Origin of the sequence: Rathayibacter sp. AY1A4, from assembly GCF_002930955.1 — a bacterium.
Taxonomy (GTDB): Bacteria; Actinomycetota; Actinomycetes; order Actinomycetales; family Microbacteriaceae; genus Rathayibacter.
Genome location: NZ_PSTN01000009.1, coordinates 1 through 24,897, shown reverse-complemented (window position 1 = coordinate 24,897; position 24,897 = coordinate 1). Strand labels below are relative to the sequence as shown.

Here is a 24,897-nt window from a genome sequence, read left to right as displayed (position 1 = left end):
GTCCGGACGACGCCCGCTGCTGCCTCCGCCCTCAGGGCGGCGGTCCGGCCCTCGACCGCGCCGTGAGGGAGAGCGGACCCGCGGCGACGGCCGCCTCCGTTCTCGCGACGCCGCCGTCGACGTCGCAGAGGACGAGCTCGGCGCCGTTCGCGCGGGCCACGGCGGCGGCACGTCCGCACGGATCCCCGGCCAGCAGGCCGGAGGCGACGTCGGCCGCTGCCAGGGACGAGGCGTCCGCGGCGGCGACGGCTCGCTGGTGCCCGACGACTCCTGCGCAGCCGGCGAGCACGGCGGCCGTCACCAGGATCGTGCCCGCGACGACTCCGATCGCCACGACCGCGGCCGATCCCTCCTCCTGGTCGCGGACAGCCCCGGGGAGCCGGCGGATCATCCGCCTCCGCCCAGCGCGCAGGACCGGACCGAGACCGGGAGCGACACCGCCGGGAGCGGATGCAGCCGAGCCGCGACGTCGACGCAGACCAGTCCGTCCTGCTCCCCCGCCGTGAGCGACGCCCCCGCTACCCGGGCGAGCGGCGCGTGGGGGTCGTCGCCCCGGGCCGCGGACCGGGCCGCGTCGGCCGCCGCGTCCACGAGCCGGACGTACTGCGCCGAGGCCGCCACCGATCCCAGGCACAGCGCCAGCACCGCGACCACCGCCGGGAGCACGAGCGCGAGCTCGGCAGTGGCCGAGCCCTCCTCCTGGACGAGCCGCCCGCGCAGCAGCGGAAGGCCTCTCATCCCGCCGCGGTGAGCGCGCGGGTCACCAGGTCGGTCAGGATGCTCCGCACCTCGTCGCCCTTGAGGATGACCACGAGCAGCCCGGCGAAGCCGACCGCGGCCATCGTCGCGATCGCGTACTCCGCCGTCGCCGACCCCTCCTCGTCGCCCAGAGCGCCGAGACCTCCCCACCCGGGTCGGCACCACTCGACGCGCCCCGCGGAGACGTCGATGCCCGTTCCTCCGCCGGACACCGCATCTCCGCCGCTCCTCGAGCCCCGGCTCGTTCCGGCCACACCACTTCCCGCATCCCTCCTCCTACCGAATCCTCGACTCCGGGAGACTTCCCCGCCGCTGATCGCCGTGTCACTGCTCATGTGTCCTGCTCCGTTCCGCCCCGCTCCGTGCCCCTCCTCCGAGGATCGCGGACTCCCGATCCCGCCGATCGGCCCTCCGGCCGATCCGTGGACACGCCTCCCGATCCCGCCCCTGTGGAGGAGCGGTCGACCGAATCACGCCGTCACCGAGAACGTCGAGAGCAGGACCGAGACGACCATCGGGGCCACTCCGAGCAGCAGGAACGCCGGCAGCACGCAGACTCCGAGCGGCAGCATCAGGGTCACGCCGAGCCGAGCGGCTCGCTCCCGCGCCCCGGAGGACGCCCGCGCCCGGACCAGAGCCGCCTCGCTCCGGAGCAGGCGTCCGGCCGGCACACCAGCCGCCGCGGAGAGGGCGAGCACCGGGTCCGCGTCGGAGAGCACGCGCTCGCCCGAGTCGAGCCCGCACTCGGCGAGCGCCGCCACGACCCGGGCGCGCGACGACTCGATCGAGCCGCCACCGGCCAGCGCCACCGAGAGGAGGTCGAGCGCGAGCCCGGGCGCCGGATCGGCCGGGGCCGCGCTTCGGACGAGGCGCCGCGTCCACGCGTGCGCGGCCGCCATCAACCCGGCTCCCCCGACCAGGCAGACCGCACCGGGCACCGTCCCGAGGAGCACGCCGACCACGTCGAAGCCCAGCAGCGCCCCCAGACCCAGCGCCGCCAGCGGCAGCGCGCTCACGACCCTCCCGGTGGCGGAGGGACCGGCCAGAGCCACCTCGATGTCCCGGCGGGCGCGCGCCAGCTCGCGCAGGGACTCCGCCAGCTCGCCGAGAGCGGCGGCGACCGGCGCGCCGGAGTCGGCGGCCACCCGCCACGCGGCGGCCAGCGCCGCCCACGCGGTCGCCTCACCGGTGTCCGGCGCTCGCCGTCGCGGCCGCTTCCGCTCCGAGCCGCTCCGCCGCGAAGCCGGCGTCCCGCGCAGCAGCGCCTCCGTCACGTCGCCCCCTCGGCCGGCCTCCTCCGACACCGCCCGGAGCAGTCGCCGCCGCCGCGCGTCCCCGCTGTCCGCCCCCTCCGCCCCCGCGAGATGCCCGAGGGCCGACGCGGGAGCCACTCCCGCCGCGAGGAGGACGGCCAGTCGGTGCACGACGGCCGCGACCTCGTCCAGCCCGTCCCGGCCCGTCACGCGCTCGACCTCGAGGCGCTCGGGAGCGACCCGTCCTCGACCCTCAGGCGGCCGGCCGCGTCGAGCGCGAACGTCCCGAATGCCGCCAGCCGCCGCCGCCCGTCGCGGCGCTCGAGGTGGAGCACCAGGTCGATCGCGCTGACCGTCTGGCGGGCGATCGCCTCGGGCCCGAGTCCCGCGAGGACCCCGAGCGCCTCGAGACGCGCGGGCACGTCCTCGAGGGAGTTCGCGTGGAGGGTCCCCGCACCGCCGTCGTGCCCGGTGTTCAGCGCGGACAGCAGCTCGCGCAGCTCGACGCCGCGGCACTCGCCGAGGACCAGGCGGTCCGGACGCATCCGCAGCGCCTCCCGCACGAGCCGGTCCAGCCCCACGGCACCGGCGCCCTCGAGGTTGGGCTGCCGCGCCTCGAGCGAGACGACGTGCGGATGCGCAGGCCGGAGCTCGCCGACGTCCTCGATGGCGACGATCCGCTCGGTCGGCGCCGCGCACCCGAGCAGGGCGCCGAGCAGGGTGGTCTTGCCTGATCCACCGGCTCCCGTGATCAGCAGGTTCCACCGCTCGCGGACCGCCCGGCGCAGAAGCCGCACCCCGTCGTCGTCCAGCATCCCCGCCGCCTGCAGCTCCCCGAGCGTCCAGGAGTCCGACCGCGGCACCCGCACCGACACGAGCGCTCCCCCGGTCGCCACCGGCGGCAGCACGACGTGCACGCGGACCCCGTGACGGAGCCTGACGTCCACGCACGGGGTCGCCTCGTCGACGTGCCGTCCACCGGCCGCGACCAGCGCGACGGCCAGCCGCCGTGCTCCGGCGGCGTCGAGCGTCCACTCCGGCACCCGCTCCGCACCACCGCCCCGGTCTATCCAGAGGCCCGCGCCGCCGTTCACGAAGAGGTCGGTCACCGCGGGGTCCGCGGCGTGCGGCGCGAGCAGCCCGAGACCGGCGGCGGCGGGCCGCACCGGCAGCGGGTCGCGGCGGTGCTCGGCGGGGACGAGGGGGACGAAGTCGCGGGTCATCCCGGCACGCTAGGAGCCCGTTCCGCGCGCCGGGGCGCTCCCTGCCCGATCGGAGGAGAGACGCCCGCGTCGGCGCCTGTGGAGGAACGACCCGGGCCGGACGCGCGCGCAGGGGCGGCCCGGGGCTCTCGGCAGGGAGCCGCTCCGAGGAGGGGCCCCACGGCGCAGAGAAGCCCAGTCGACGAGGAGACGTCCCGGCAACGCGGAAACGCCCCCGCGAGCAGAGCTCGAGCGGGGGCGTCCCTCCGCCGGATCCGGCGGGAAGAAGGGGGCGGCACCCATTGGGGGGAACAGGTGCCGCCTCGGCGGCGCTGGATTGGGGGGAATCACTTGCGCCGCTGGGCCGAAGTTCATTCGGCCGTATGCAACTGTAGGGGACGGATCGCGATTCGCCAAGCCCGGATCCTGTTCTCTGCGGACTCTTATCCGACACCCGCCCCGCACCCAGCTTGCGGCGCTCGGTGATCCGCGCTGGAGGCGGGCGCTACGGTGGTGCGACGCCGACCGCGCGGGCCGGCGAACGTCTCACTCGCGAAGGAGCGAATCGCAGATGTCCACTCCCCCCGACGCCCCGGCCGCCGACCGGAACGCCATCGACAACCTCCTCCACGAGACCCGCCGGTTCCCGCCGCCGGCCGATCTCGCCGCCGGAGCGGTCGCGACCGCCGCGCTCTACGACGAGGCCGCGGCCGACCGCCTCGCCTTCTGGGCCGACCGGAGCCGCGAGCTCCTGCACTGGCACCGGCCGTTCACGCGCACGCTCGACTGGAGCGAGCCCCCGTTCGCGAAGTGGTTCGACGACGGCGAGCTGAACGTGGCCTACAACTGCCTCGACCGCCACGTCCTGGCCGGCCACGGCGACCGTGTCGCCCTGCACTGGGAGGGCGAGCCCGGCGACTCCCGCTCGATCACCTACGCCGAGCTCACCGCCGAGGTGAAGCGCGCCGCGAACCTGCTCACGAGCCTCGGCGTCCGCGCCGGCGACCGCATCGCGATCTACCTGCCCATGATCCCGGAGGCGGTCATCGCGATGCTGGCCGTCGCCCGGCTGGGGGCGGTCCACTCCGTCGTCTTCGGCGGCTTCAGCGCCGAGAGCCTCCGCGCGCGGATCGACGACGCGGAGGCGACACTCGTCATCACCGCCGACGGCGGCTGGCGCAAGGGCGCCGTCTCGCCCCTGAAGCCGGCGGTCGACGCCGCGCTCGCCCTCGGCGGCGAGTCCAGCGTCCAGCACGTCCTGGTCGTGCGCCGCGGAGGCAACGAGGTCGCCTGGCACGAGGGGCGCGACCTCTGGTGGCACGAGGAGATCGTGGCGGTCGACGCCGACCACGTCGCCAAGCCGTTCCCCGCCGAGCAGCCCCTCTTCATCCTCTACACGAGCGGCACGACCGGGAAGCCCAAGGGCATCCTGCACACCAGCGGCGGGTACCTCACCCAGGTCGCCTTCACGCACCGCGCGGTCTTCGACCTGCACCCCGAGTCGGACGTCTACTGGTCGACCGCGGACGTGGGCTGGATCACCGGACACAGCTACGTCGTCTACGGCCCGCTCGCCAACGGCGCCACCCAGGTGATGTACGAGGGCACTCCCGACAGCCCGCATCCCGGCCGCTGGTGGGAGATCGTCGAGAAGCACGGCGTGACGATCCTCTACGCGGCGCCCACGGCGATCCGCTCCTTCATGAAGCTCGGCCGGCAGATCCCGCAGCGCTTCGACCTCTCGAGCCTGCGCCTGCTCGGATCGGTCGGCGAGCCGATCAACCCGGAGGCGTGGGTCTGGTACCGCGACGTCATCGGCGGCGGCCGCACCCCCATCGTCGACACCTGGTGGCAGACCGAGACCGGCGCGATGATGGTGTCCCCCCTGCCCGGGGTGACGACTCTCAAGCCCGGGTCCGCGCAGGTCGCTCTGCCGGGGATCTCGATCGACGTGGTCGACGACGCCGGGACGCCGGTCGGCGCCGACGAGGGCGGACTGCTCGTGATCACCGAGCCCTGGCCGGCGATGCTGCGCGGCATCTGGGGCGACCCGGAGCGCTACGTCGATACCTACTGGTCGAAGTTCGGCGACCGCTACTTCGCGGGCGACGGAGCGCGTCGCGACCAGGACGGCGACCTCTGGCTCCTGGGGCGCGTGGACGACGTGATGAACGTCTCCGGCCACCGCCTCTCGACGGCCGAGATCGAGTCGGCCCTCGTCTCGCACCCGGTCGTCGCCGAGGCGGCCGTCGTGGGAGCCGCGGACGAGACCACCGGCCAGGCCGTGGTCGCATTCGTGATCGCGAAGGCGAGCCAGGCCGAGGCGCTGGCCCACGGACACGACGAGCTCGAGGCCACCCTGAAGGCGCACGTCGCCGAGCACATCGGCGCAATCGCCCGCCCGAAGCGGATCTTCGTGGTGCAGGAGCTGCCCAAGACCCGCTCGGGGAAGATCATGCGCCGGCTGCTGCGCGACGTGGCGGAGGGACGTGCCGTGGGCGACACGACGACGCTCGCGGACACGCAGGTGATGGCGGTGATCTCCTCCGCGATCGCCGCGGACTGACCGGGCGCCGCCCCCTCCCGCCGCGTGGGCCGGAGGGGGCGGTGCGTCAGTCGAAGGCGACGATCAGCTCGACCTCGACGGGAGCGCCGAGGGGCAGCTCCGCCACCCCGACGGCCGAGCGCGCGTGACGGCCGGGCTCGCCGAACACGTCGCCGAGCAGCTCCGAGGCGCCGTTGATCACGCCGGGCTGCCCGGTGAAGCCGGAGGCGGACGCGACGAAGCCGGTGAGCTTCACGATCCGCGTCACCCGGTCGAGCGATCCGATCGCGTCGGCGACGGCCGCGAGCGCGTTGAGGGCGCAGGTGCGGGCCAGCTCCTTCGCCTGCTCGGGCGACACCTCGGCGCCGACCTTGCCGACCAGCGGCAGAGCGCCGTCGACGAAGGGGATCTGCCCGGCCGTGTAGACGAGGCCGCCGTGCACGACGGCGGGGACGTAGGCGCCGGCGGGGACCGCCACGGCGGGCAGCTCGACGCCGAGCTCCGCGAGACGCTCGGCGATCACGCGCCGGCCTCGGCGACGGGGCGCTTGAGGTACGCGACGAGGCCGCCCTCGGGACCGGTCACGATCTGGACCAGCTCCCAGCCCTCGGATCCCCAGGTGTTCAGGATCGCCGTGGTGTTGTGGATCATCAGCGGGGTGGTGATGTACTCCCAGCGCGGGACGGACATGGCTCTCCTCGGGTGCGGCCGGTGCGGGACGACTGCTGAGCGCCGCGCGTCGGCGGGATGAGCGCCGCGGCTCGTCCGAGCGCGGCGACTACGCTGATTCTATGTCGGGGCAGGGCGGGACCAGAGTCGTGAAGACCATCGGGGGCGCCGTCGGCGGTCTGATCGGCATCGTCGCCATGAGCGTCGTCGCGGGAGTCCTGGTGGCCGCCTCGGTGACGCCGGCGATCGCGCTGAGCGGGATGGCCGCCGGCAACACGGTGGAGATGTTCGACAACCTCCCCGAGTACCTCGAGATCGGCACGCTCGCCGAGAAGAGCGACGTGTACGCGAAGGACTCCTCCGGCGGCGACGTGCTGCTCGCCTCCTTCTACGCCCAGAACCGCGTCGAGGTGGGCTGGGACGAGATCTCGCCGTTCGTGAAGGACGCCGTGGTCGCCTCCGAGGACCCCCGCTTCTACGAGCACGGCGGCATCGATCTGCTCGGCACCGTCCGCGCGGCTGCGACGACGGCCATGGGCGGGGACGTCCAGGGCGGCTCCTCCATCACGCAGCAGTACGTCAAGAACGTGCTCGTGCAGAAGGCGGAGGCGCTCAGCGATCCGATCGAGCGCGACGCGGCCTACCGCGAGGCCACGGAGACCACTCCGGAGCGCAAGGTCGCCGAGATGCGGCTCGCCATCGGGCTCGAGAAGGAGTATCCGAAGAACGACATCCTGCTGGGCTACCTCAACATCGCCCTGTTCGGCGGCACCGTCTACGGCGTCGAGGCGGCCGCCCGCTACTACTTCGGAGTGAGCGCGAAGGACCTCTCGCTCGCGCAGTCCGCCGCACTCGTCGCGATCGTGAACAACCCCGAGAAGTTCCGCTTCGACCGGCCCGGCGACCCGGCGAACCCCGCCGCGGAGGGCTACCCGCAGACCCGGGACCGGCGCGACTACATCGTCACCCGCATGGACCTCGAGTCGAAGGTGACGTCCGAGCAGGCGCAGGCGGCCGTCGCCGAGCCCGTGACGCCAGACATCACCGAGCCGAGCACCGGCTGCCAGACGGCCGGAGTCGCGGCCTTCTTCTGCGACTACGTCACCTGGGTCATCAAGAACGACGACGCGTTCGGTGCGAGCCAGGACGAGCGCGACGCCACCTTCAAGCGCGGCGGCTACCGGATCTACACGACACTCGATTCCGACCTGCAGCAGGCCGCCGTCTCGGCCACCGACGACTGGGTGCCCAAGTCGATGGCGAACGTGAACATCGGCAGCGCGAGCGTCTCGGTCGAGGTCGGCACCGGCCGGATCCTCGCGATGACCCAGAACAAGGACTACTCCAACGATCCGGACCTGACGGGCCCCAACTACACGAGCGTCAACTACAACACCGACTTCGGGTACGGCGGCTCCTCGGGATTCCAGGTCGGCTCGACCTACAAGGTGTTCACCCTCGCGGAGTGGCTGCAGGAGGGGCACTCGCTCGGCGAGAGCGTCGACGGCACCCGCCGCGCCTACACGACCTTCCGTGACAGCTGCGAGCCCGACGGCGTCTACTACGGCGAGTCCTGGAACCCCGGGAACGACGAGGGCGGCAACGGAGGAGTGACCACGGCCCTGCAGGCGACGACCGGCTCGATCAACACCTCGTTCGCCGCCATGGCCCAGCAGCTGGACCTCTGCGGCATCCGCAACACGGCGCTGGCGATGGGCGTGCACCGTGCCGACGGGACCGAGCTGCAGAAGCTCGCGCCGACCATCCTCGGCACCAACGAGATCGCTCCGCTCACGATGGCCACGGCCTTCGCCGGCTTCGCGAACAAGGGCACCGTCTGCACGCCCATCGCGATCGACCGGATCGTCGACCGCACGGGCGCGGACGTCGCGCCGCCCGCCTCCGAGTGCAGCCAGGGGATGTCCGAGGAGGTGGCCGCGACCGCCGGCTACGCCCTGCAGCAGGTGGTGACGGGCGGCACCGGCGCCCCCTCCAACCCCCGCACCGGGGTGCCGCACATCGGTAAGACCGGCACCACGGACGACGCGCTGCACACGTGGATGGTCGGCGCGAGCACCGAGGTCGCCACCGCCACCTGGGTCGGCAACGTGACCGGCTTCACCTCCATGCGCGGATTCAGTCTCAACCGGGTGAACGCCGGGCAGGTGCGCCACCAGATCTGGCCGCGCATCATGCGCGTCGCCGACGCGAAGTACGGCGGGACGGCGTTCCCGGCTCCCGTCCGCTCGCTCGTCGACGCTCCGCAGGAGGCCGTGCCCCAGGTCACCGGCCAGAGCCCCTCTGCGGCGGCCGCACGACTGCGCTCCGTCGGCTTCACGGTCCGCGTCGACACTTCTCCGGTCCCCTCCGACCGCCCGGCAGGGACGGTCGCGCAGACGAACCCTCCCGCCGGGTCGCGCGTCTCCCGGGGCGCGGAGATCACCCTGCAGATCAGCGCCGGACCGGGCGCCCCGCCCCGCGCGGGCTGAGCCCCTGCACCCCCGGCTGCTCCCGAGGGAGCGTCCGGCAGAATGAACGCGGCCGCGCTCGCGGCCGACGTGCGAGAGAAGGACCCATGACCGGACGCACCCGTCGCCCCCTCACCACCGCCCTTGCGACCGTCGCCGCGGCCGGAGCCGTCGCCGCGGCCTGGGGCATCGGCGTCGAGCGGACGTTGTTCACCGTCCGGCGCACGTCGTTCCCGGTGCTGCCCGCGGGTTCCGAGCCGATCCGCGTCCTGCACGTGTCTGACCTGCACATGGCCCCGTGGCAGACGAAGAAGCAGGAGTGGATCCGCTCGCTCCTCGCCCTGGCGCCCGACGTCGTGGTCGACACCGGCGACAACCTCGGCCACCGCGACGGCGTGCTCGGCATCCGCCGGGCTCTGGAGCCCTTCGCCGGGATCCCCGGCGCCTTCGTCAACGGGTCCAACGACTACTTCGGCCCTCGGATCAAGAACCCGCTCCGCTACTTCGTCGGCCCCTCCAAGAACCCCAAGCAGCACGAGGCCGATCTCGACACCGACGGGCTGACCGGCTTCTTCTCGGACGGGCTCGCCTGGGTGGACCTCAACAACCGTGCCGAGAGCATCACGGTGAAGGGGACGCGCATCGAGTTCTTCGGCGTCGACGACCCGCACATCGGCCTCGACCGCATCGACCTCGTCGCCGGAGCCGTGGACGAGCTGCGCGGCGCGGAGGACGGACCGGCCGGGGTCAGCATCGGCGTGGCGCACGCGCCCTACCAGCGCATCCTCGACGACTTCGTCGCCCGCGGCGCCGAGGTGATCCTCGCCGGGCACACGCACGGCGGGCAGGTCTGCGTCCCGGGCTTCGGCGCCCTCGTCACCAACTGCGACATCCCGCGCGACAAGGTCGCCGGCTCGACGACGTGGGACAACGGACTGCGCAGCTCGTACCTCAACGTGTCCGCCGGAGTCGGCACCTCGATCTACGCACCGGTGCGCTTCGCCTGCCGGCCCGAGGTGACCCTCGTCACGCTCACTCCGGCGGCCTGACGAGGGGTGTCCGACGGCGGTCCGGAAATCGGCTACTATTGTCGAGGCTCGTGAGCGGTTCTCCGTGATGAGCACACCGGGGTGTGGCGCAGCTTGGTAGCGCGCCTCGTTCGGGACGAGGAGGTCGTGGGTTCGAATCCCGCTACCCCGACCGGTGAGAAGCCCGGCCAGGATCGATGATCCGGCCGGGCTTCGTCGTTCCCGGGGCGTTCTCGGAATTCTGCTGTGGCGGGGCTCGCCCGCGGGCGGATGCTCGCCCGGATCGGAGCCGGGTCGTCGACGGAGCCGGCCCGATCACCGCCCTGCGCTCTCCGGCTCGAGCACCCCTGTCGGCGTCCCGAGCGTCCTGCGCACGGCCGTGCCTCCAGCCCACTCCCCCGCGCCTCCCGGCCCGATCCCAGCAGCCGGGAGCGAGACTGTTCTTCCGCCGTCGTCGCCGCCTCCGCCCGACGACCGACGAGAGGAGCACCGTGACCCGGTCGCTCACCCGCCTCACCCTCGCCATCGGCGTGCCCTACGTGGTCGCGCTCGCAGCGATCGCCTTCTGGCCGACGCCCGTCGATGCGGGAGTGCGGGGGGATCTCGGCCGGGTGACCTCCTGGTTCGCCCGGCACGGCCTCCCGATGGTCGACTACGCGTTCATCGAGTCGACCGCCAACATCGCCCTGTTCGTGCCCCTGGGGCTGCTCCTGGCCCTCAACCTGCGGCTCCGGAGGGCGTGGGTCGCTGTGGCCGTCGGCGCCGTCGTGAGCTCGCTCATCGAGGCGGGCCAGCTGCTCTTCCTCTCGGCGCGCTTCGCGACCGTCGAGGACGTCGTGATGAACACCTCCGGCGCCCTCCTCGGCGCGGTCGCCGGCGTCCTGCTCCGGATGGTCGTCCGCGCACGACGACGCCGGAGGGCGGCGGAGTGGGACGACGCCTTCGCGCACATCCCCCTCCGCGGCACCTCCGGCGTCGTGGCGGACCAGCCGAGCCGCGTCCGCTGAGACGACGGCTCTGCCGCGTCAGCGGCCGAGGCCGCGGTACTCCCAGCCGGCCGCACGCCAGGCGGCGGGGTCGAGGCAGTTGCGACCGTCGACGAGGAAGGTGTTGGCCACCTTCGCCGCCGTGGCCGCGGGGTCGAGGGCGCGGAACTGCTTCCACTCCGTCACGACGACCACGGCGTCGGCACCGGCCAGCGCCTCGTCGACGTCGGTCGTGTAGGTGATCTCGGGGTAGCGGCGGCGCGAGTTCTCGATCGCCTCGGGGTCGGTCGCGACCACGGTCGCACCGAGGTCGTGCAGGCGAGCGGCGACGTCGAGCGACGGCGAGTCGCGGATGTCGTCCGACTCCGGCTTGAACGCCAGACCGAGCACCGCGATGCGGCGGCCCTCGACGGAGCCGCCCAGGCCCTCGGTGACGAGGTCGACGACGCGCTGACGGCGACGCAGGTTGATCGCGTCGACCTCTTTGAGGAAGGCGACGGACTCGCCGACGCCGAGCTCGTCGGCGCGGGCCGAGAAGGCGCGGATGTCCTTCGGGAGGCAGCCGCCTCCGAAGCCGATGCCCGCGTTCAGGAAGCGGCGGCCGATCCGCACGTCGTAGCCGATCGCGTCGGCGAGCTGCGTGACGTCCGCGCCGGTGACCTCCGCGATCTCGGCGATCGCGTTGATGAACGAGATCTTGGTCGCGAGGAAGGCGTTGGCCGAGACCTTCACCAGCTCGGCGGTGGCGTAGTCGGTGACCACGAGCGGGGTCTCGGCCGCGAGCGCCGTCGCGTAGACCTCGTCGAGGGTCGCCTTCGCCGCTGCTCCAGCCTCGCCTGCGGGCACGCCGTAGACGAGGCGGTCGGGGCTGATCGTGTCCTTCACGGCGAAGCCCTCGCGGAGGAACTCGGGGTTCCAGGCGAGGGTCGCACCGGAGGAGGCGATGCGGTCGGCCAGGCGGGCGGCGGTGCCGACGGGGACGGTCGACTTGCCGACGACGAGGGAGTCCGCCTCGAGGTAGGGCAGGAGACCGTCGATCGCCGAGTCGACGTAGGTCATGTCCGCGGCGTTCTCGCCCGGCTTCTGCGGGGTGCCGACGGCGACGAAGTGCACGGCCGCACCGGCGGCGTCGGCCATGTCGGTCGAGAAGCGCAGACGCCCGGAGGCGACGCCGGAGGACAGCAGCTCCGGGAGGCCGGGCTCGAAGAACGGCGCGGTGCCGGCCGCCAGGGCGTCGATCTTCTTCTGGTCGACGTCGATGCCGATGACGTCGTGGCCGAGCTCGGCCATGGCGGCAGCGTGGACGGCACCGAGGTAGCCGCAGCCGATGACAGAAAGCTTCACAGGGGTTCTCCGAATCGTGGCGGGTTCGTGTCGCGGTCGCGACGGTGAGGAGGAGCGATGCGATGCGGCGAGGCGTCAGCGCGCCCGCAGACGCGCGACTACCGCCGCGCCAATGCTCTCAGATCACGGGAGAGGTCGGCGACAGCCGCCGCGATCTGCGCCGCCACGCGCTCGTGCACGGCCTCGCTGCGGCCGATCGGGTCCTCGATGTCGTCGCCGCCCTCGCCCCGCGGGGCGCGCCCGCGGTGGGCGGCGGCGAGCCGCACGACGGCGCGGAGCCGCGCGGCGGGGTCCTCGACCGTCGGCAGCGGCACCTCCCGCAGCACGAACGGCAGCACGCGGGCGAACTCGAGCAGCGTGAAGCCGCGGAGGAGGAGCGACGGGAAGCGCCGGGAGGCGTCGACCAGGTGGTCGCGCGTCATCGTGAGCAGGAGGTCGGCGTCGCCGACGATCGCGTCGCCGAGCACCGCGCTCGTGTGCGCGGCCGGGTCTCCCCCGTGCTGAGCCGAGAAGCGGGCCGAGACCGGGTCCATCGGCAGTCCGTCGCGCGTCCTCACTCCGGCGCTCGTGAACGCGAAGAGCGGACCTCCCGCGGGTGAGGTCGCGTCGGCGAGTGCGGCGCGCAGCAGCTGCTCCGCCATCGGCGACCGGCAGATGTTGCCGGTGCAGACCGAGAGCACGGTGAAGACGGGCGCGGCGGAGGCGGCGACCGGTTCGTCCGGTCGCCAGCTCCGGCGGGCGGGGCGGGCGGAGTCGTCTCCCGGGAAGATCATCGCGGGGCGCTCAGGCCGAGGTCGACGCGGGCTCGGGCTCGACGGCCGTGTCCGGGCGGGCACCCGATCGCTCGGAGCCGTAGTAGCTCGTGTAGTAGTAGCCGTAGCCCCGGCCGACCTGGCCGCGCGCGGGCACGCGGTTGAGGATCACGCCGAGGGTGTGGCCGCTGACCCGCTCGAGGTTCTGGATCGCCTTGCCCAGCTCGTCGGTCGTCGTCCTGCCCGCGGAGATGACCACGAGCGCGCCGTCGGTGCGGGCGGTGAGGATGGCGCCGTCCGTGACGGGCAGGAGCGGCGGCGCATCGACGATCACGATGGCCTCGCGAGCGATCTCGTGCAGGAGGATGTCCATGCCGTTGGAGCCGAGCAGCTCGGACGGGTTCGGCGGGATCGACCCGGCTCCGAGCACCCAGAGGTTGCCGGACGGGCCCCACGGCTGCAGGACGTCCTGCAGCTCCGCCTTGCCGATCAGCAGGTCGGTCAGGCCGACGCCGGGAACGAGGCCGAACGACTTGGCAACGGTGGGCTTGCGGAGGTCGCCATCGACGACGACGGTCCGCTGGCCGGAGGCGGCGAGCGTCACCGCGAGGTTCGCGGTCACCGTCGACTTGCCGTCCGAGGGCAGCGGGCTCGTCACGACGATGATGCGCGGCGGGCTGTCGATGTTCATGAACTGCAGGTTCGTGCGGAGCTCGCGCAGCGCCTCGGCGAGTGCGTGCTTGCCGTCGGCCTTGATGTAGTCGGTCGTGTCGGCCTCGGGGACGATGCGGTTGGTCTCGCTGAGGCGCTTGTCGACGGGGAGGGTGCCGACCACGGGGAGGTCGAACAGGCGCTCGACCATCTCGGCGGTGCGGATGCGCCGGTCCAGCGTGTTGCGGACGAACGCGTAGACGAGGCCGAGGACGAGGCCCGCGAGCGCGCCGACCGCGAGGACGAGGCGCAGGTTCGGGAACGCCGGCGAGGACGGGAGCGCCGCGGTCTGCAGGACGGTGAGGGAGACCGTGTCGCCGACGCCCGTCTCCTGGTTGACCTGCTGCACCTTGGCGGCGATGGCCGCGACCCAGGCGTCGGCGAGCTTCTGCGCGCCCTCGGGGGTGGAGGCGGTGGCGCTGACCTTCATCACCGGGGCGACCGTGTCGGCCTGCACCGCGATCGCCGAGATCAGCGTGGCGGGCGAGACATCGAGGCCGAGGCTGTCGATCGCGATCTGCGCCACGTCGCGCGAGGTGGCGATCGGGACGTAGGTGGCGAGGCTCGACTTGGCGACGGACTGCGCGATCTGCTGCGTGTAGATCGCCTGGCTGTCGTCGGCACCGGTGGTGGCGACGGAGACGAGGCCCTGCGAGTCGGCGACGTACCGCGGCTTCTGCGTCAGCGACCAGCCGAAGGCGACGAGAGTGCCGAGGAGGATCGCCGCGACGATCGGGATCCAGTGGTCGCGCAGGAGCCGGAGGACGTCTCGAAGTTCCACAGAGTCAGATTTCCTTCGCTGGTACGGATCACGCGGCGGGCGCCGGAGACGGGTTCTTCCGAATTCTGACACAGCGCTTCCGCGCCCTCGGCGCCAGGCGCGTCAACCGTGCCACCCGTCGGGGGTGGGCTCCGGCGGAGTCCCTCTCGTGATCACTCCGAGGCCCTCGAGCTCGACGACCGCCGACTCGACGACCGCCTCCGCATCGACGCCGGCGGGCGGCGGGCCCGCCTCCTCGAGCACCGCGGCGACGAGACCGGGCAGATCGGAGCCCCGGCCGGCGTGGCGCCAGATCGTCGGGCCGATGCCGGACAGGCGCACGAGGGTGCCGCCGCAGAACACGAGCAGCTGGCCGTCGGCGAGCTCCACCGCGTCGTCCGCAGGGGTGCGCAGGACGGTGCCGGGCAGGGCCTCGCCCACAGCGTCGAGCTGCACGGAGACCACCTCGGACCAGGCGGACGGGGCCTCGGCGCCGAGGGACGCGAAGACCTCCTCGACCAGGTGCACCACGCTCGCGGCCTCGGAGTAGACCAGTCGCCGGACGCCGCCCAGCGCCGAGAGGGTGCGGACGAGATCGGCGATCGGCCGCGGGCGGGCCGAGAGGTAGGAGGTCTGCGGCACCAGGTCCTCGATCGCGTCGACCGGGTCGACGTGCTCGAGGAAGGGCGTCCCGACGCCGTCGCGGCGCTCGAGCAGGAGGACGCCCGCCAGCCGCAGGGGCGCCTCCGGGACCGGTCGGAGGGCGAGCGACCCGGGGGCCAGCTGCGCCTTCGGCGCCGATCCGGTCAGCGGCTTCACCGACAGCGGCTTGGGATAGGGCAGGACGCGCCCCTCCGGGGTCACGCCGACCGTCTCGTCGGTGACGTAGCCGAAGCGGGACCCGAGCGTCCGGGCGATGGTGGTCTTGCCGGTCCCGGAGGCGGCGACGAAGGCCAGCACGCGGCCGGACTCGTCGGAGATCCCGCAGGCGTGGAGCATCAGCAGGTCGGCGCGCCTGGCGCCGATCGCCTCGAGGGTCAGGGTCGAGGTCAGGGACTCCTCGAGCTGCGCCAGCGTGGCGCTCGAGACCCGGGGCGAGCCGTCGACCGGGACGGAGGGATCGTGCCCCACCTCGGCGAGGACGTCGCGTGCTCCCGCGTCGGGCTCGGACGCGCAGGCCGCCCAGCTGTCGGCGATCCGCGCCGCGTCCTCGTCGCCGACGCCGCGTCCGAAGACCACGCGGAACGGGGTCTCGAGAACCGAGACGGACAGGGTGCGGGGCTCGGCGCCCCTTCCTTCGGCGATCAGTACGCCCCGTCCCGGGCGAGGACGGCGCGCGCGGTCTTGAAGAGGATCACGATGTCGCCGGTCATCGACCAGTTCTCGACGTAGTACAGGTCGAGGCGGACGGTGTCCTCCCACGAGAGGTTCGAGCGTCCGCTGACCTGCCAGAGCCCGGTGATGCCGGGCTTCATCAGGAAGCGGCGGTGCACGTGCTCCTCGTACTGCTCGACCTCGCGGGCCAGCGGCGGGCGGGGGCCGATCAGGGACATGTCGCCGCGGAAGACGTTCAGGAACTGGGGCAGCTCGTCGAGGCTGAAGCGCCGGAGGATCGCGCCCACCCGGGTGACGCGCGGGTCCTTCGCCATCTTGAAGAGGATCGAGTTCCCCTCCGCACGCTGCTGCGACGCGAGAGCCGCCAGTCGCGCCTCCGCGTCGACGACCATCGAGCGGAACTTCAGCATCTCGAAGGTCGCGCCGTTCAGGCCGATGCGCTCCTGCCGGAAGAGCACGGGCCCGGGGCTGGTGACCTTGACCAGCACGGCGACGACGACGAGCACCGGCGCGCTGAGGATGATCAGCATGGTCGACGCCAGGATGTCGAAGAGGCGCTTGGCGAACCGCTGGCGGCCGTCGAAGCGCGGGGTCTCGACGTGGATCAGCGGAAGGCCCGCGACGGGGCGGGTGTGGATGCGCGGACCGCCGATGTCGGTGAGGCTCGGCGCCACGACGAGGTGCTCGCGCCCGGGCTCGAGCGTCCAGCTCAGCTCGCGGATCCGCTGCGGCGCCAGCTCGTCGGAGCTCGTGACGACCACCGTGTCGGCGCCGGTGGCGTCCATCACGGCGCGGACGCCGTCGATCCCGGTGAACCCGTGGACCGCGAGGCCCGAGAGCTCCTGCTCGCTCCGCAGCGCGTCCGCACCGCCGACCGAGGTCGAGACGGCACCGACGAGCTTGTAGCCGGCCTCGGTGCCGCGACGCAGCTCGCGCGCGGTGTGCAGGACGCTCGCGCGGGAGCCGAGGAGCACGACCTGGCTCGAGAAGCGGCCCGCCCGGCGCTGCCGGGTGAGCCAGGATCGCCAGACCAGGCGGCCGACGCAGATCAGCACGATCCCGGCGGGGAACGCCGTGATGATGTAGCCGCGCGCGAGCAGGATCTGGAGCAGGTAGGCGATGATCGCGACGATGCCGAAGAGCCAGATGGAGGCGTCGACGACGCGGCGGTACTCGACGTAGCCGGTGCCGACGATCCGGCGGTCGCGCGTGTCGAAGACCTGGAGGGCGAGGAGCCAGCCGACCGACAGGGCGACGGACACCCAGGTGTAGCTGACCGCGATGTCGGCGGGGTTCTTGAACCCCAGATCCGAGTTCAGGTTCAGGTCGAACCAGAAGAGCTGCGTGCCGAAGACGGAGAGGACGATCGCGACGACGTCCGTGATGAGCAGCCGTCGCCGGTAGTCCTGCTCCCACGACGGCCGACGCCTCAGCGGTGCCCCTTGCGCCGTCATCGTTTCCCCCGACCTTTCCTGCTGCTTCGAAAGGCGTAATTCCGTTTCCGGTGTTGTCACGTCGTCAGGCTACCCACTTCCTCGTTTCGGAGGGGTGTCGCACCGGTGAGGAACGCTCGACCGGTCAGCCGCGGAGCCGACCGCGGCTCTCCTGGAGGTAGCACGCGCCGCACAGCGACTCGTAGGTGACCGCCGTTCCGTCGATCGCGACCTGATCGCCGTCGAAGACGAAGCGGCCGTCCACGACGCGCCCGTTGAAGATCGCTTTGCGCCCGCACCGGCAGATCGTCTTCAGCTCCTCGAGGCTGTGGGCGATCTCCAGGAGCCGCCTGCTGCCCGGGAACGCGGCGGTGCGGAAGTCCGTGCGGATGCCGTACGCCAGGACGGGCACGTTCTCAAGGATGGCGATCCGGAGCAGATCATCGACGTGCGACTCCGGCAGGAACTGCGCCTCGTCGACGAGCAGAGCACTCACGTCGCGCTTCGACTCGGCCAGCACGCGGGCCCGGGCGGCGGTGAAGACGGCCACCGGGTCCCCGTCGGGCTCGAACAGGATGTCCACCGGACGGGTCACGCCGAGCCGCGACACGATCAGCTCCTCGCCCTTCGTGTCGACGGCCGGCTTGGCCAGCAGCACCCGGTGCCCGCGCTCCTCGTAGTTGTGCGCGGCCTGCAGGAGCGACGTGCTCTTCCCGCTGTTCATCGCTCCGTAGCGGAAGTACAGCTTGGCCATCAGGTCTCCTCGGGGCGGGTCCGGAGGCGGGGCCCCCGGGGTGAGCAGGGGCCGGTCACGGGAGGAACCCGTCCTCGCCGGCGCGGCGGATCAGGTCGGCCCGGCGGCTCGCGGGCCTGCCGACGGCGACGTACTTGCGGCGCACTCGCTGCAGGTAGGTCTTCGCGGTCTCGAACTGCACGTTCATCTTGGCGGCGACCTCGAGGGTGCTCGATCCGGACGCATAGAGGCGCAGCGCCTCCAGCTCGCCGGCGCTGAGCCGTGGGCGCTGCTGCGCCGCGACCCCGGACGGCAGGGGCCGCCACTGCGCGGACGAGACGTCGGCCGAGCGCATCTCGAGAGCGGCGCGGGTCTGCTCCATCACCTCGGCGAGCGGGCGCGACTTCGCCAGGTGCCGCACGGCTCCAGCCTTCAGGGCGCGCCCGCGGACCTCGTCGTCCTCGCTCGCGGAGAGCGCCACGACCGCGGCTCCCGCCGCCCGGCAGGTCCGGATCCGCGCCTCGATCGAGATCGGCTCACGCAGCTCGACGTCCATCACGACCACCTGGGTGGGGAAGACATCGCTCGTCACCAGGTCGTGCCAGGTGGAGGCGGCCACGACGACCTCGAAGTCCGGGGCGTGGGTGCGGATCCACGCGCTCGTCGCCGCGAGCAGGTCCTCGCGCGGGTCGAGCAGGCCGAGCCGGACCGCACGGGGTGCCGCGTCGCGGGCGCTCCGGGCGGAGGAGCCCGAGGGCTCACCGGAGCGGGTGACCATGCGGACGATCCTAGCCGCGGCCGGGCCCGCCCCCGGCTCAGAACAGCGTCGGCTGCCCGACGCCGGGCAGGATCGCGGCGCGCTCCGGCCCGAGCTCCCCGACCAGCAGCCCGTCGTGCTGGAGGGAGCGCCGCTCGCCGCCGAGGGTCCGCAGCGTCCCGAGCGAACCGAGTGCGGAGGACTTGACGGAGCCGGTGGCCGGGTCCTCTTCGCCGCGCTCGAGCCCGTGCGCGCGCATCAGCGGGCGGATGCGCGCGGAGAGCCAGCGCCGATACTCGAGAGGCGCGTAGGCGTCGCGGCCCGGGTAGAGCGCTCGGTACTTGTCGACCAGCTCGGGGTGCTCCTGCCCGAGCCACTGCAGGAACCACTCCTTCACCCCGGGCTTGAGGTAGAGGGTCGAGTACATGATCGTGCTGGCGCCCGCCTCGCGGCAGGCCCGGAGCGACTCGTCGAGGTGCGCCCGTGTGTCGGTGAGGAACGGCAGGATCGGCATCAGGAACACCGAGCAGTCGAAGCCGGCCTCCCGTGCCGCGGTGACCGTCGCCAGCCTGGCCGCCGCGGTCGGCGCACCCGGCTCGACGGAGCGCTGGAGGCCCTCGTCGTAGACGGCGATCGACACTCCGAGGTCGACCGGGACGTGCTCGGCGGCCTCGCGGAGCAGCGGCAGGTCTCGCCGCAGCAGCGAGCCCTTCGTGAGGATCGAGATCGGGGTGCCCGAGGCGGCGAGCGCGGCGATGATGCCCGGCATCAGCCGGTAGCGGCCCTCGGCGCGCTGGTACGGATCGGTGTTGGTGCCGAGTGCCACGGGGTGCCGCTCCCAGCTCGGCTTCGCGAGCTCCCGGGTGAGGACCTCGGCGACGTTCACCTTCACGACGATCTGCGAGTCGAAGTCGCGGCCGCCGTCGAACTCGAGGTACTCGTGCGTGGGCCGGGCGAAGCAGTAGGTGCAGGCGTGGGTGCAGCCGCGCATCGGGTTGATGCTCCAGCCGAACGGCATCTTCGAGGAGGTGTGCACGCGGTTGAGCGCCGACTTCGCGAGCACCTCGTAGAAGGTGATGCCCTCGAACTCCGGCGTGCGCACAGTCCGCACCAGGTCGGTGAGCTTGACGAGCCCGGGCAGCGCGGCCTCGTCGGCCGTGCCGATCGACTGCCCGCTCCACCTCATGGAGCCATTAGAACATACGTTCGAGCGGGTCGCAGCCGATCAGACCGAGGCGGACAGCTCCAGCGTCTCGGCGGTCGCGGTGACCGTCTGCTCGGCCTTCTCGGGCGCGTCGTTGAGCGTCGAGCCGTAGCTCGGCACCAGAGCGCGGATCCGCGGCTCCCAGGCCTTCATCCGGTCGGGGAAGCACTTCTGCACGATGTCGAGCATGATCGGCACGGCGGTCGAGGCTCCGGGCGAGGCGCCGAGCAGGCCGGCGATCGTGCCGTCCCCTCCGGTGATGACCTCGGTGCCGAACTGCAGCACGCCGCCCTTCTTCTCGTCCTTCTTCATCACCTGGACGCGCTGGCCGGCGGTGATCAGGTACCAGTCCTCGTCGCGGGCGGTGGGCAGGAACTCGCGCAGGGCCTTCATCTTCTTGCCACGGCCGGCGAGCACCTCGCCGATCAGGTACTTCATCAGGTCGAGGTTGTCGCGGGCGACCGCGAGCATCGGGCCGACGTTGTGCGGCCGGATCGACAGGGGCAGGTCGAGCCACGAGCCCCGCTTCAGGAACTTGGGCGTGAAGCCCGCGTAGGGGCCGAAGAGGAGGGACGACTCGCCGTCGACGACGCGCGCATCGAGGTGCGGCACCGACATCGGGGGCGCGCCGACCGCGGCCTTGCCGTAGACCTTCGCCTTGTGCCGGGCGACCAGCTCGGGGTTGTCGGTGCGGAGGAACTGCCCCGAGATCGGGAAGCCTCCGAAGCCCTTGATCTCGGGGATGCCCGACTTCTGCAGGAGGTGCAGCGCACCGCCGCCGGCGCCGACGAAGACGAAGCGGGCGGTCACCGACTGGGGCGTGCCTCCGACGACCTGCTTGAGGTCGAGGCGCCAGGTGCCGTCCTTCTGCCGGGTGATGTCGGTGACCTCGCGGCCGGTGTCGAGCGTGCCGCCGTGGGCGACGACGTGGTCGAACAGCTGGTGGGTCAGCGAGCCGAAGTCGACGTCGGTGCCGGCCGGCATGCGCGTCGCCGCGTAGGGGCCGCCGCCGGCGGGACGCTGCTCCATCAGCAGGGGCGCCCACTCGTGGATGGTCTTGACGCTCTCGGTGAACTCGATGCCGGCGAACAGCGGCTGGTCCTTGAGCGCCTCGTAGCGCTTCCGGAGGTACTCGACGTTGGCCTCGCCGTGCACGAAGGTCATGTGCGGCGCCGGGTTGATGAAGCTGGAGGGCTCGCGGATGTCGCCGGACTCCACCAGGCTCGACCAGAACTGGCGCGAGATCTGGAACTGCTCGTTGATCTGGATCGCCTTGGCCGGGTCGACGGAGCCGTCGGCCGCCTCGGGCATGTAGTTCAGCTCGCAGAGGGCCGCGTGACCGGTGCCCGCGTTGTTCCACGGGTTCGACGACTCCTGCGCCACGTCGCCGAGGCGCTCGTAGGCGGCGATCGTCCAGTCGGGCTGCAGCTGGGTGATGAGTGCGCCGAGCGTGGCGCTCATGATGCCCCCACCGATGAGGGCGACGTCGACCGGTTCCGAGGAGTTCACGAGAGTCGAGTTTACGCTCGCCCGCGGACGCCGCGGCCGGGAGGGGCCCCGCTCCCCCATCAAATTCGCGGCTTTTCCACCCGGAGGGGGCCGGAGCGCTCGGCGCCGGCCCCGTCCACGCCGGTCAGGAGACGGGCTGCTTCGCCGCGATGAGCTCGGCGATCTGCACGGCGTTCAGGGCCGCGCCCTTGCGGAGGTTGTCGTTGCTGATGAAGAGCGCGAGGCCGCGTCCCTCCGGGGCGCCCTCGTCGGCGCGGATGCGGCCGACGAAGCTCGGGTCCTTGCCCGCGGCCTCCAGCGGAGTCGGCACCTCGCGCAGCACGACGCCGGGCGCGTCGGCCAGCAGCTCGCGCGCACGCTCGGGGCTGAGGGCGGAGGCGAACTCGGCGTTGACGGAGAGCGAGTGGCCGGTGAACACGGGGACGCGCACGCAGGTGCCCGAGACCAGCAGCTCCGGGAGCTCGAGGATGCGGCGACTCTCGTTGCGGAGCTTCTTCTCCTCGTCGGTCTCGTTCGAGCCGTCCTCGACCAGGCTCCCCGCGAAGGGGATGACGTCGAAGGCGATCGGGGCGACGTACTTGTCCGGCGCGGGGAAGTCGACCGCCGAGCCGTCGTGCACCAGGTCGAGCAGGTGCTCGTCGGCGACGGCGGCGCGGACCTGGCCGGCCAGCTCGTTCGCTCCGGCCAGCCCGCTGCCGGACACGGCCTGGTAGGTGCTGACGATCAGGCGCGTGAGCCCCGCCTCGCGGTCGAGGACCTTGAGGATCGGCATCGCGGCCATCGTGGTGCAGTTGGGGTTGGCGATGATGCCCTTGACCGCCTGGTCGATGGCATGGGAATTCACCTCGCTGACGACCAGCGGGACCTCGGGGTCCATCCGCCAGGCGCTCGAGTTGTCGATCACGGTGACGCCGGCCGCGGCGAAGCGGGGCGCCTGCGCGCGCGAGCCCGTGGCTCCGGCCGAGAACAGGGCGATGTCGAGCCCCGACGGATCGGCGGTCTCCACGTCCTCGACCACGACGTCCTCGCCGCGGAACGGCAGCGTCGTGCCCGCCGAGCGGGCGGTGGCGAAGAAGCGGATGGACGCGATCGGGAAGTCGCGCTCCTCGAGGAGGCGGCGCATCACCTTCCCGACCTGGCCGGTCGCGCCGACGACGCCCACGTGGAGGGGGGTGCTGCTCATGCTGTGCTCTTTCGTCCGTGCGGCGCGCGGGCCGCTCGTGGCGGGGGGATCGAGGGAGAGGGTACCGGTCGCTCCGGCCGCTCGGGAGGAACGGCCGGATCGCGAGGGTGTCCGGCCGTCAGCGGCCGGTGCCGGCGTAGACGATGGCCTCGTCCTCGGCGTCGAGCCCGAAGGCGGTGTGCACGACGCGCAGGGCCTCGTTCACGGTGTCGGCGCGGGTGACGACCGAGATGCGGATCTCGCTCGTGGAGATCATCTCGATGTTGATCCCGGCCTCGTAGAGGGAGCGGAACAGCTTCGCGGAGACGCCGGCGTTGGTGCGCATCCCGGCGCCCACGAGCGCGAGCTTGGCGATCTGGTCGTCGTACTGCAGGGACTCGAAGCCGACCTCGTCCTTCTCGGCGTTGAGAGCCATGAGGACCGTCTGGCCGTCGGCCTTGGGCAGGGTGAACGAGATGTCCGTGCGGGCGGTCGCCGCAGCCGACACGTTCTGCACGATCATGTCGATGTTGGAGCCGGTCTTGGCCACGATCGTGAAGATCTGCGCGGCCTTGCCCGGGATGTCGGGGACTCCGACGACGGTGATCTTCGCCTCGTTCAGGTCGGCGGCGACTCCGGCGATGATGGGCTCTTCCACGGCTTGTCCGTTCTGCTCGGCGCCGGAGGTCTCGGCGTTGTAGACGATGGTGCCCTCGTTGGGGCTGAAGGAGGAGCGCACGTGGAGCGTGACTCCGTGGCGGCGGGCGAACTCGACGGCGCGGATGTGCAGCACCTTCGCTCCCGCGGCGGCCAGCTCGAGCATCTCCTCGCTGGTGATGCGGTCGAGCTTGCGGGCCTTCTTGACGACCCGCGGGTCGGCGGTGAAGACGCCGTCGACGTCGGTGTAGATCTCGCAGGTGTCGGCGCCGAGTCCCGCGGCGAGCGCGACGGCGGTGGTGTCCGAGCCGCCGCGGCCGAGGGTGGTGATGTCCTTCGTGTCGCGGTTGAAGCCCTGGAAGCCCGCGACGATGACGACGGCGTTCTCGTCGAGCGCCTCGCGGAGGCGGACCGGGGTGATGTCGACGATGCGGGCGGCGCCGTGCTGCGCGTCCGTGATCATGCCGGCCTGGCTGCCGGTGAAGGAGCGGGCCTCGAAGCCCATGCTCTTGATCGCCATCGCCAGCAGCGCCATCGAGATGCGCTCGCCCGAGGAGAGCAGCATGTCGAGCTCGCGGGGGGCGGGGATGGGCGTGACCTGGTGGGCGAGCTCGAGCAGGTCGTCGGTGGTGTCGCCCATGGCCGAGACGGCGACGACCACGTCGTTGCCCGCCTGCTTGGTGGCGACGATCCGCTTCGCGACCCGCTTGATGCTCTCCGCGTCGGCGACGGAGGACCCGCCGAACTTCTGGACGATCAGGCTCACGTGCTGCTCCCGTGTCGGTGGCTGGACCGCCGTCGCGACCCGACGGGCGAGTCTACCGGTCGACCGCATGCCGGAGCGGTCATGCGACTCCGGCGGCCGCGTCAGTTCTCGACGAGCCGGCGGCCCTCGAAGGCGCGGCCGAGGGTGATCTCGTCGGCGTACTCGAGGTCTCCGCCGACGGGCAGCCCGGAGGCAAGACGGGTGATGCGGATGCCGAGGGTGCTGAGCATGCGCGAGAGATAGGTCGCCGTCGCCTCGCCCTCGAGGTTCGGGTCGGTCGCGATGATGACCTCCTGCACCTCGCCGTCCGCGAGCCGCTGCAGCAGCTGGCGGATGCGGAGCTGATCCGGGCCGATGCCGTCGATCGGGCTGATCGCGCCGCCGAGCACGTGGTAGAGCCCGCGGAACTCGCGGGTGCGCTCGATCGCCGGGACGTCCTTCGCCTCCTCCACGACGCAGATGACGGCGCGGCTGCGGCGCGGATCGCGGCAGATCCCGCAGGTCGCCTCCTCCGCCACGTTCCCGCAGATGTCGCAGAAGTGCACACGGCCGCGCAGCTCGAGCAGGATCTCGGCGAGCCGGGTGACGTCGAACGTCTCGGTCTGCAGGATGTGGAACGCGATGCGCTGGGCGGACTTCGGGCCGATGCCGGGGAGCCGGCCGAGCTCGTCGATCAGCTCCTGGACGATGCCTTCGTACATGCGGTCGCCTCCTCTCGGGTGGGGCGGACGGGGGTGGCGGTGCGGGCGGCGGCCCAGGCCTGGGAGTTGTCGAGCTCGTAGTTGGCGGGGATCTGCTCCGCGCGACGGCCCATCTTGGTGGCGACGAAGACCTGCGCATCGGGGTGCGCCGCGCGGTAGGCGC

Annotated in this window: 23 protein-coding genes, 1 tRNA gene and 1 pseudogene; 5 read left to right on the top strand and 20 right to left on the bottom strand. The window is 72.4% G+C overall.

Features of this window, described 5'->3' with window-relative positions; translation table 11 throughout:
- Positions 1 to 31 precede the first annotated feature (31 nt).
- The 5 genes from C5B92_RS07260 to C5B92_RS07240 form a co-directional block, all read right to left on the bottom strand.
- Positions 32 to 391 (bottom strand): Rv3654c family TadE-like protein, encoded by a 360-nt coding sequence (locus tag C5B92_RS07260; protein WP_104255840.1) that lies wholly within the window; start codon positions 389 to 391, stop codon positions 32 to 34.
- Entirely contained in the window at positions 388 to 738 is a 351-nt protein-coding gene (locus tag C5B92_RS07255) for a TadE family type IV pilus minor pilin (protein WP_104255841.1), read from the bottom strand. The genes C5B92_RS07260 and C5B92_RS07255 overlap by 4 nt, the downstream gene beginning before the upstream one ends.
- Complete coding sequence (locus C5B92_RS07250) at positions 735 to 971, bottom strand: DUF4244 domain-containing protein (protein ID WP_258059887.1); 237 nt, start codon at positions 969 to 971, stop codon at positions 735 to 737. Before C5B92_RS07250 ends, C5B92_RS07255 begins: the two co-directional genes overlap by 4 nt.
- Positions 972 to 1,229: 258 nt before the next feature.
- The gene (locus tag C5B92_RS07245) at positions 1,230 to 2,222 is read right to left on the bottom strand and encodes a type II secretion system F family protein (RefSeq protein ID WP_104255843.1); all 993 of its coding nucleotides are present in this window, start codon (positions 2,220 to 2,222) and stop codon (positions 1,230 to 1,232) included.
- Positions 2,219 to 3,235: a TadA family conjugal transfer-associated ATPase gene (locus C5B92_RS07240; protein ID WP_104326890.1), complete on the bottom strand. Its 1,017-nt coding sequence runs from the start codon at positions 3,233 to 3,235 to the stop codon at positions 2,219 to 2,221. The genes C5B92_RS07245 and C5B92_RS07240 overlap by 4 nt, the downstream gene beginning before the upstream one ends.
- 550 nt (positions 3,236 to 3,785) lie before the next feature.
- Between C5B92_RS07240 and acs the strand changes: the two genes are divergently transcribed.
- Positions 3,786 to 5,780 (top strand): acetate--CoA ligase, encoded by a 1,995-nt coding sequence (gene acs, locus C5B92_RS07235; RefSeq protein ID WP_104256510.1) that lies wholly within the window; start codon positions 3,786 to 3,788, stop codon positions 5,778 to 5,780.
- 46 nt (positions 5,781 to 5,826) lie between these two features.
- Here the strand turns inward: acs and C5B92_RS07230 are convergent, their stop codons facing one another.
- Complete coding sequence (locus tag C5B92_RS07230; RefSeq protein ID WP_208543361.1) at positions 5,827 to 6,282, bottom strand: RidA family protein; 456 nt, start codon at positions 6,280 to 6,282, stop codon at positions 5,827 to 5,829.
- Entirely contained in the window at positions 6,279 to 6,449 is a 171-nt protein-coding gene (locus C5B92_RS17265; RefSeq protein ID WP_164861113.1) for a hypothetical protein, read from the bottom strand. Before C5B92_RS17265 ends, C5B92_RS07230 begins: the two co-directional genes overlap by 4 nt.
- A 101-nt stretch (positions 6,450 to 6,550) precedes the next feature.
- Here C5B92_RS17265 and C5B92_RS07225 point away from each other — a divergent pair, with 101 nt between their 5' ends.
- From C5B92_RS07225 to C5B92_RS17645, 4 genes are all read left to right on the top strand, one after another.
- A complete protein-coding gene (locus C5B92_RS07225) occupies positions 6,551 to 8,917 on the top strand; it encodes a transglycosylase domain-containing protein (protein ID WP_104256509.1) in 2,367 nt (788 codons plus the stop codon).
- 86 nt (positions 8,918 to 9,003) lie between these two features.
- A complete protein-coding gene (locus tag C5B92_RS07220) occupies positions 9,004 to 9,945 on the top strand; it encodes a metallophosphoesterase (protein ID WP_104256508.1) in 942 nt (313 codons plus the stop codon).
- Positions 9,946 to 10,022: 77 nt separating this feature from the next.
- Positions 10,023 to 10,096, top strand: a tRNA-Pro gene (locus tag C5B92_RS07215).
- A gap of 319 nt (positions 10,097 to 10,415) precedes the next feature.
- Entirely contained in the window at positions 10,416 to 10,931 is a 516-nt protein-coding gene (locus tag C5B92_RS17645; protein WP_258061301.1) for a VanZ family protein, read from the top strand.
- 18 nt (positions 10,932 to 10,949) lie between these two features.
- On the opposite strand, the gene C5B92_RS07205 is transcribed toward C5B92_RS17645, so the two are convergent.
- The 13 genes and pseudogenes from C5B92_RS07205 to C5B92_RS17525 all read right to left on the bottom strand — a co-directional run.
- Positions 10,950 to 12,254 carry a UDP-glucose/GDP-mannose dehydrogenase family protein gene (locus C5B92_RS07205; protein ID WP_104222179.1) on the bottom strand — a complete coding sequence of 435 codons (1,305 nt, stop codon included), beginning with the start codon at positions 12,252 to 12,254 and terminating at the stop codon, positions 10,950 to 10,952.
- A 98-nt stretch (positions 12,255 to 12,352) separates the two neighbouring features.
- On the bottom strand, positions 12,353 to 13,027 hold the full coding sequence (locus C5B92_RS07200; protein WP_104256506.1) for a low molecular weight phosphatase family protein: 675 nt from the start codon (positions 13,025 to 13,027) through the stop codon (positions 12,353 to 12,355).
- 10 nt (positions 13,028 to 13,037) lie between these two features.
- Positions 13,038 to 14,498, bottom strand: a complete 1,461-nt coding sequence (locus C5B92_RS07195; RefSeq protein ID WP_181028765.1) for a polysaccharide biosynthesis tyrosine autokinase — start codon at positions 14,496 to 14,498, stop codon at positions 13,038 to 13,040.
- A gap of 102 nt (positions 14,499 to 14,600) precedes the next feature.
- Positions 14,601 to 15,716, bottom strand: coding sequence for a hypothetical protein (locus tag C5B92_RS07190; RefSeq protein ID WP_104350239.1), 1,116 nt, complete (start codon positions 15,714 to 15,716; stop codon positions 14,601 to 14,603).
- Positions 15,717 to 15,781: 65 nt separating this feature from the next.
- A complete protein-coding gene (locus tag C5B92_RS07185) occupies positions 15,782 to 17,266 on the bottom strand; it encodes a sugar transferase (protein WP_104222171.1) in 1,485 nt (494 codons plus the stop codon).
- A gap of 124 nt (positions 17,267 to 17,390) precedes the next feature.
- Positions 17,391 to 17,999 (bottom strand): thymidine kinase, encoded by a 609-nt coding sequence (locus C5B92_RS07180; protein WP_104227256.1) that lies wholly within the window; start codon positions 17,997 to 17,999, stop codon positions 17,391 to 17,393.
- Between the two features lie 55 nt (positions 18,000 to 18,054).
- Positions 18,055 to 18,756 carry a response regulator transcription factor gene (locus C5B92_RS07175; RefSeq protein ID WP_104350238.1) on the bottom strand — a complete coding sequence of 234 codons (702 nt, stop codon included), beginning with the start codon at positions 18,754 to 18,756 and terminating at the stop codon, positions 18,055 to 18,057.
- A gap of 37 nt (positions 18,757 to 18,793) precedes the next feature.
- A complete protein-coding gene (locus C5B92_RS07170) occupies positions 18,794 to 19,921 on the bottom strand; it encodes an Rv2578c family radical SAM protein (protein ID WP_104233745.1) in 1,128 nt (375 codons plus the stop codon).
- 39 nt (positions 19,922 to 19,960) lie between these two features.
- Entirely contained in the window at positions 19,961 to 21,508 is a 1,548-nt protein-coding gene (locus C5B92_RS07165; protein ID WP_104350237.1) for a malate:quinone oxidoreductase, read from the bottom strand.
- A gap of 64 nt (positions 21,509 to 21,572) precedes the next feature.
- Positions 21,573 to 22,631, bottom strand: coding sequence for an aspartate-semialdehyde dehydrogenase (locus C5B92_RS07160; RefSeq protein ID WP_104350236.1), 1,059 nt, complete (start codon positions 22,629 to 22,631; stop codon positions 21,573 to 21,575).
- Between the two features lie 118 nt (positions 22,632 to 22,749).
- The gene (locus C5B92_RS07155; protein ID WP_104256502.1) at positions 22,750 to 24,033 is read right to left on the bottom strand and encodes an aspartate kinase; all 1,284 of its coding nucleotides are present in this window, start codon (positions 24,031 to 24,033) and stop codon (positions 22,750 to 22,752) included.
- Between the two features lie 101 nt (positions 24,034 to 24,134).
- Positions 24,135 to 24,734 carry a recombination mediator RecR gene (recR, locus tag C5B92_RS07150; RefSeq protein WP_104222157.1) on the bottom strand — a complete coding sequence of 200 codons (600 nt, stop codon included), beginning with the start codon at positions 24,732 to 24,734 and terminating at the stop codon, positions 24,135 to 24,137.
- A pseudogene (locus C5B92_RS17525) lies at positions 24,707 to 24,897 on the bottom strand (hypothetical protein); the annotation flags it as partial. The gene recR and the pseudogene C5B92_RS17525, both read right to left, overlap by 28 nt.

Bases quoted from the DNA above. Each gene is read 5' to 3' on its own strand.
- C5B92_RS07260 (WP_104255840.1), bottom strand. From the start codon at position 391: ATGATCCGCCGGCTCCCCGGGGCTGTCCGCGACCAGGAGGAGGGATCG.
- C5B92_RS07255 (WP_104255841.1), bottom strand. From the start codon at position 738: ATGAGAGGCCTTCCGCTGCTGCGCGGGCGGCTCGTCCAGGAGGAGGGC.
- C5B92_RS07240 (WP_104326890.1), bottom strand. From the start codon at position 3,235: ATGACCCGCGACTTCGTCCCCCTCGTCCCCGCCGAGCACCGCCGCGAC.
- acs (WP_104256510.1), top strand. From the start codon at position 3,786: ATGTCCACTCCCCCCGACGCCCCGGCCGCCGACCGGAACGCCATCGAC.
- C5B92_RS17265 (WP_164861113.1), bottom strand. From the start codon at position 6,449: ATGTCCGTCCCGCGCTGGGAGTACATCACCACCCCGCTGATGATCCAC.
- C5B92_RS07225 (WP_104256509.1), top strand. From the start codon at position 6,551: ATGTCGGGGCAGGGCGGGACCAGAGTCGTGAAGACCATCGGGGGCGCC.
- C5B92_RS07220 (WP_104256508.1), top strand. From the start codon at position 9,004: ATGACCGGACGCACCCGTCGCCCCCTCACCACCGCCCTTGCGACCGTC.
- C5B92_RS07200 (WP_104256506.1), bottom strand. From the start codon at position 13,027: ATGATCTTCCCGGGAGACGACTCCGCCCGCCCCGCCCGCCGGAGCTGG.
- C5B92_RS07185 (WP_104222171.1), bottom strand. From the start codon at position 17,266: ATGACGGCGCAAGGGGCACCGCTGAGGCGTCGGCCGTCGTGGGAGCAG.
- C5B92_RS07180 (WP_104227256.1), bottom strand. From the start codon at position 17,999: ATGGCCAAGCTGTACTTCCGCTACGGAGCGATGAACAGCGGGAAGAGC.
- C5B92_RS07175 (WP_104350238.1), bottom strand. From the start codon at position 18,756: ATGGTCACCCGCTCCGGTGAGCCCTCGGGCTCCTCCGCCCGGAGCGCC.
- C5B92_RS07170 (WP_104233745.1), bottom strand. From the start codon at position 19,921: ATGAGGTGGAGCGGGCAGTCGATCGGCACGGCCGACGAGGCCGCGCTG.
- C5B92_RS07165 (WP_104350237.1), bottom strand. From the start codon at position 21,508: ATGGGGGAGCGGGGCCCCTCCCGGCCGCGGCGTCCGCGGGCGAGCGTA.
- C5B92_RS07160 (WP_104350236.1), bottom strand. From the start codon at position 22,631: ATGAGCAGCACCCCCCTCCACGTGGGCGTCGTCGGCGCGACCGGCCAG.
- recR (WP_104222157.1), bottom strand. From the start codon at position 24,734: ATGTACGAAGGCATCGTCCAGGAGCTGATCGACGAGCTCGGCCGGCTC.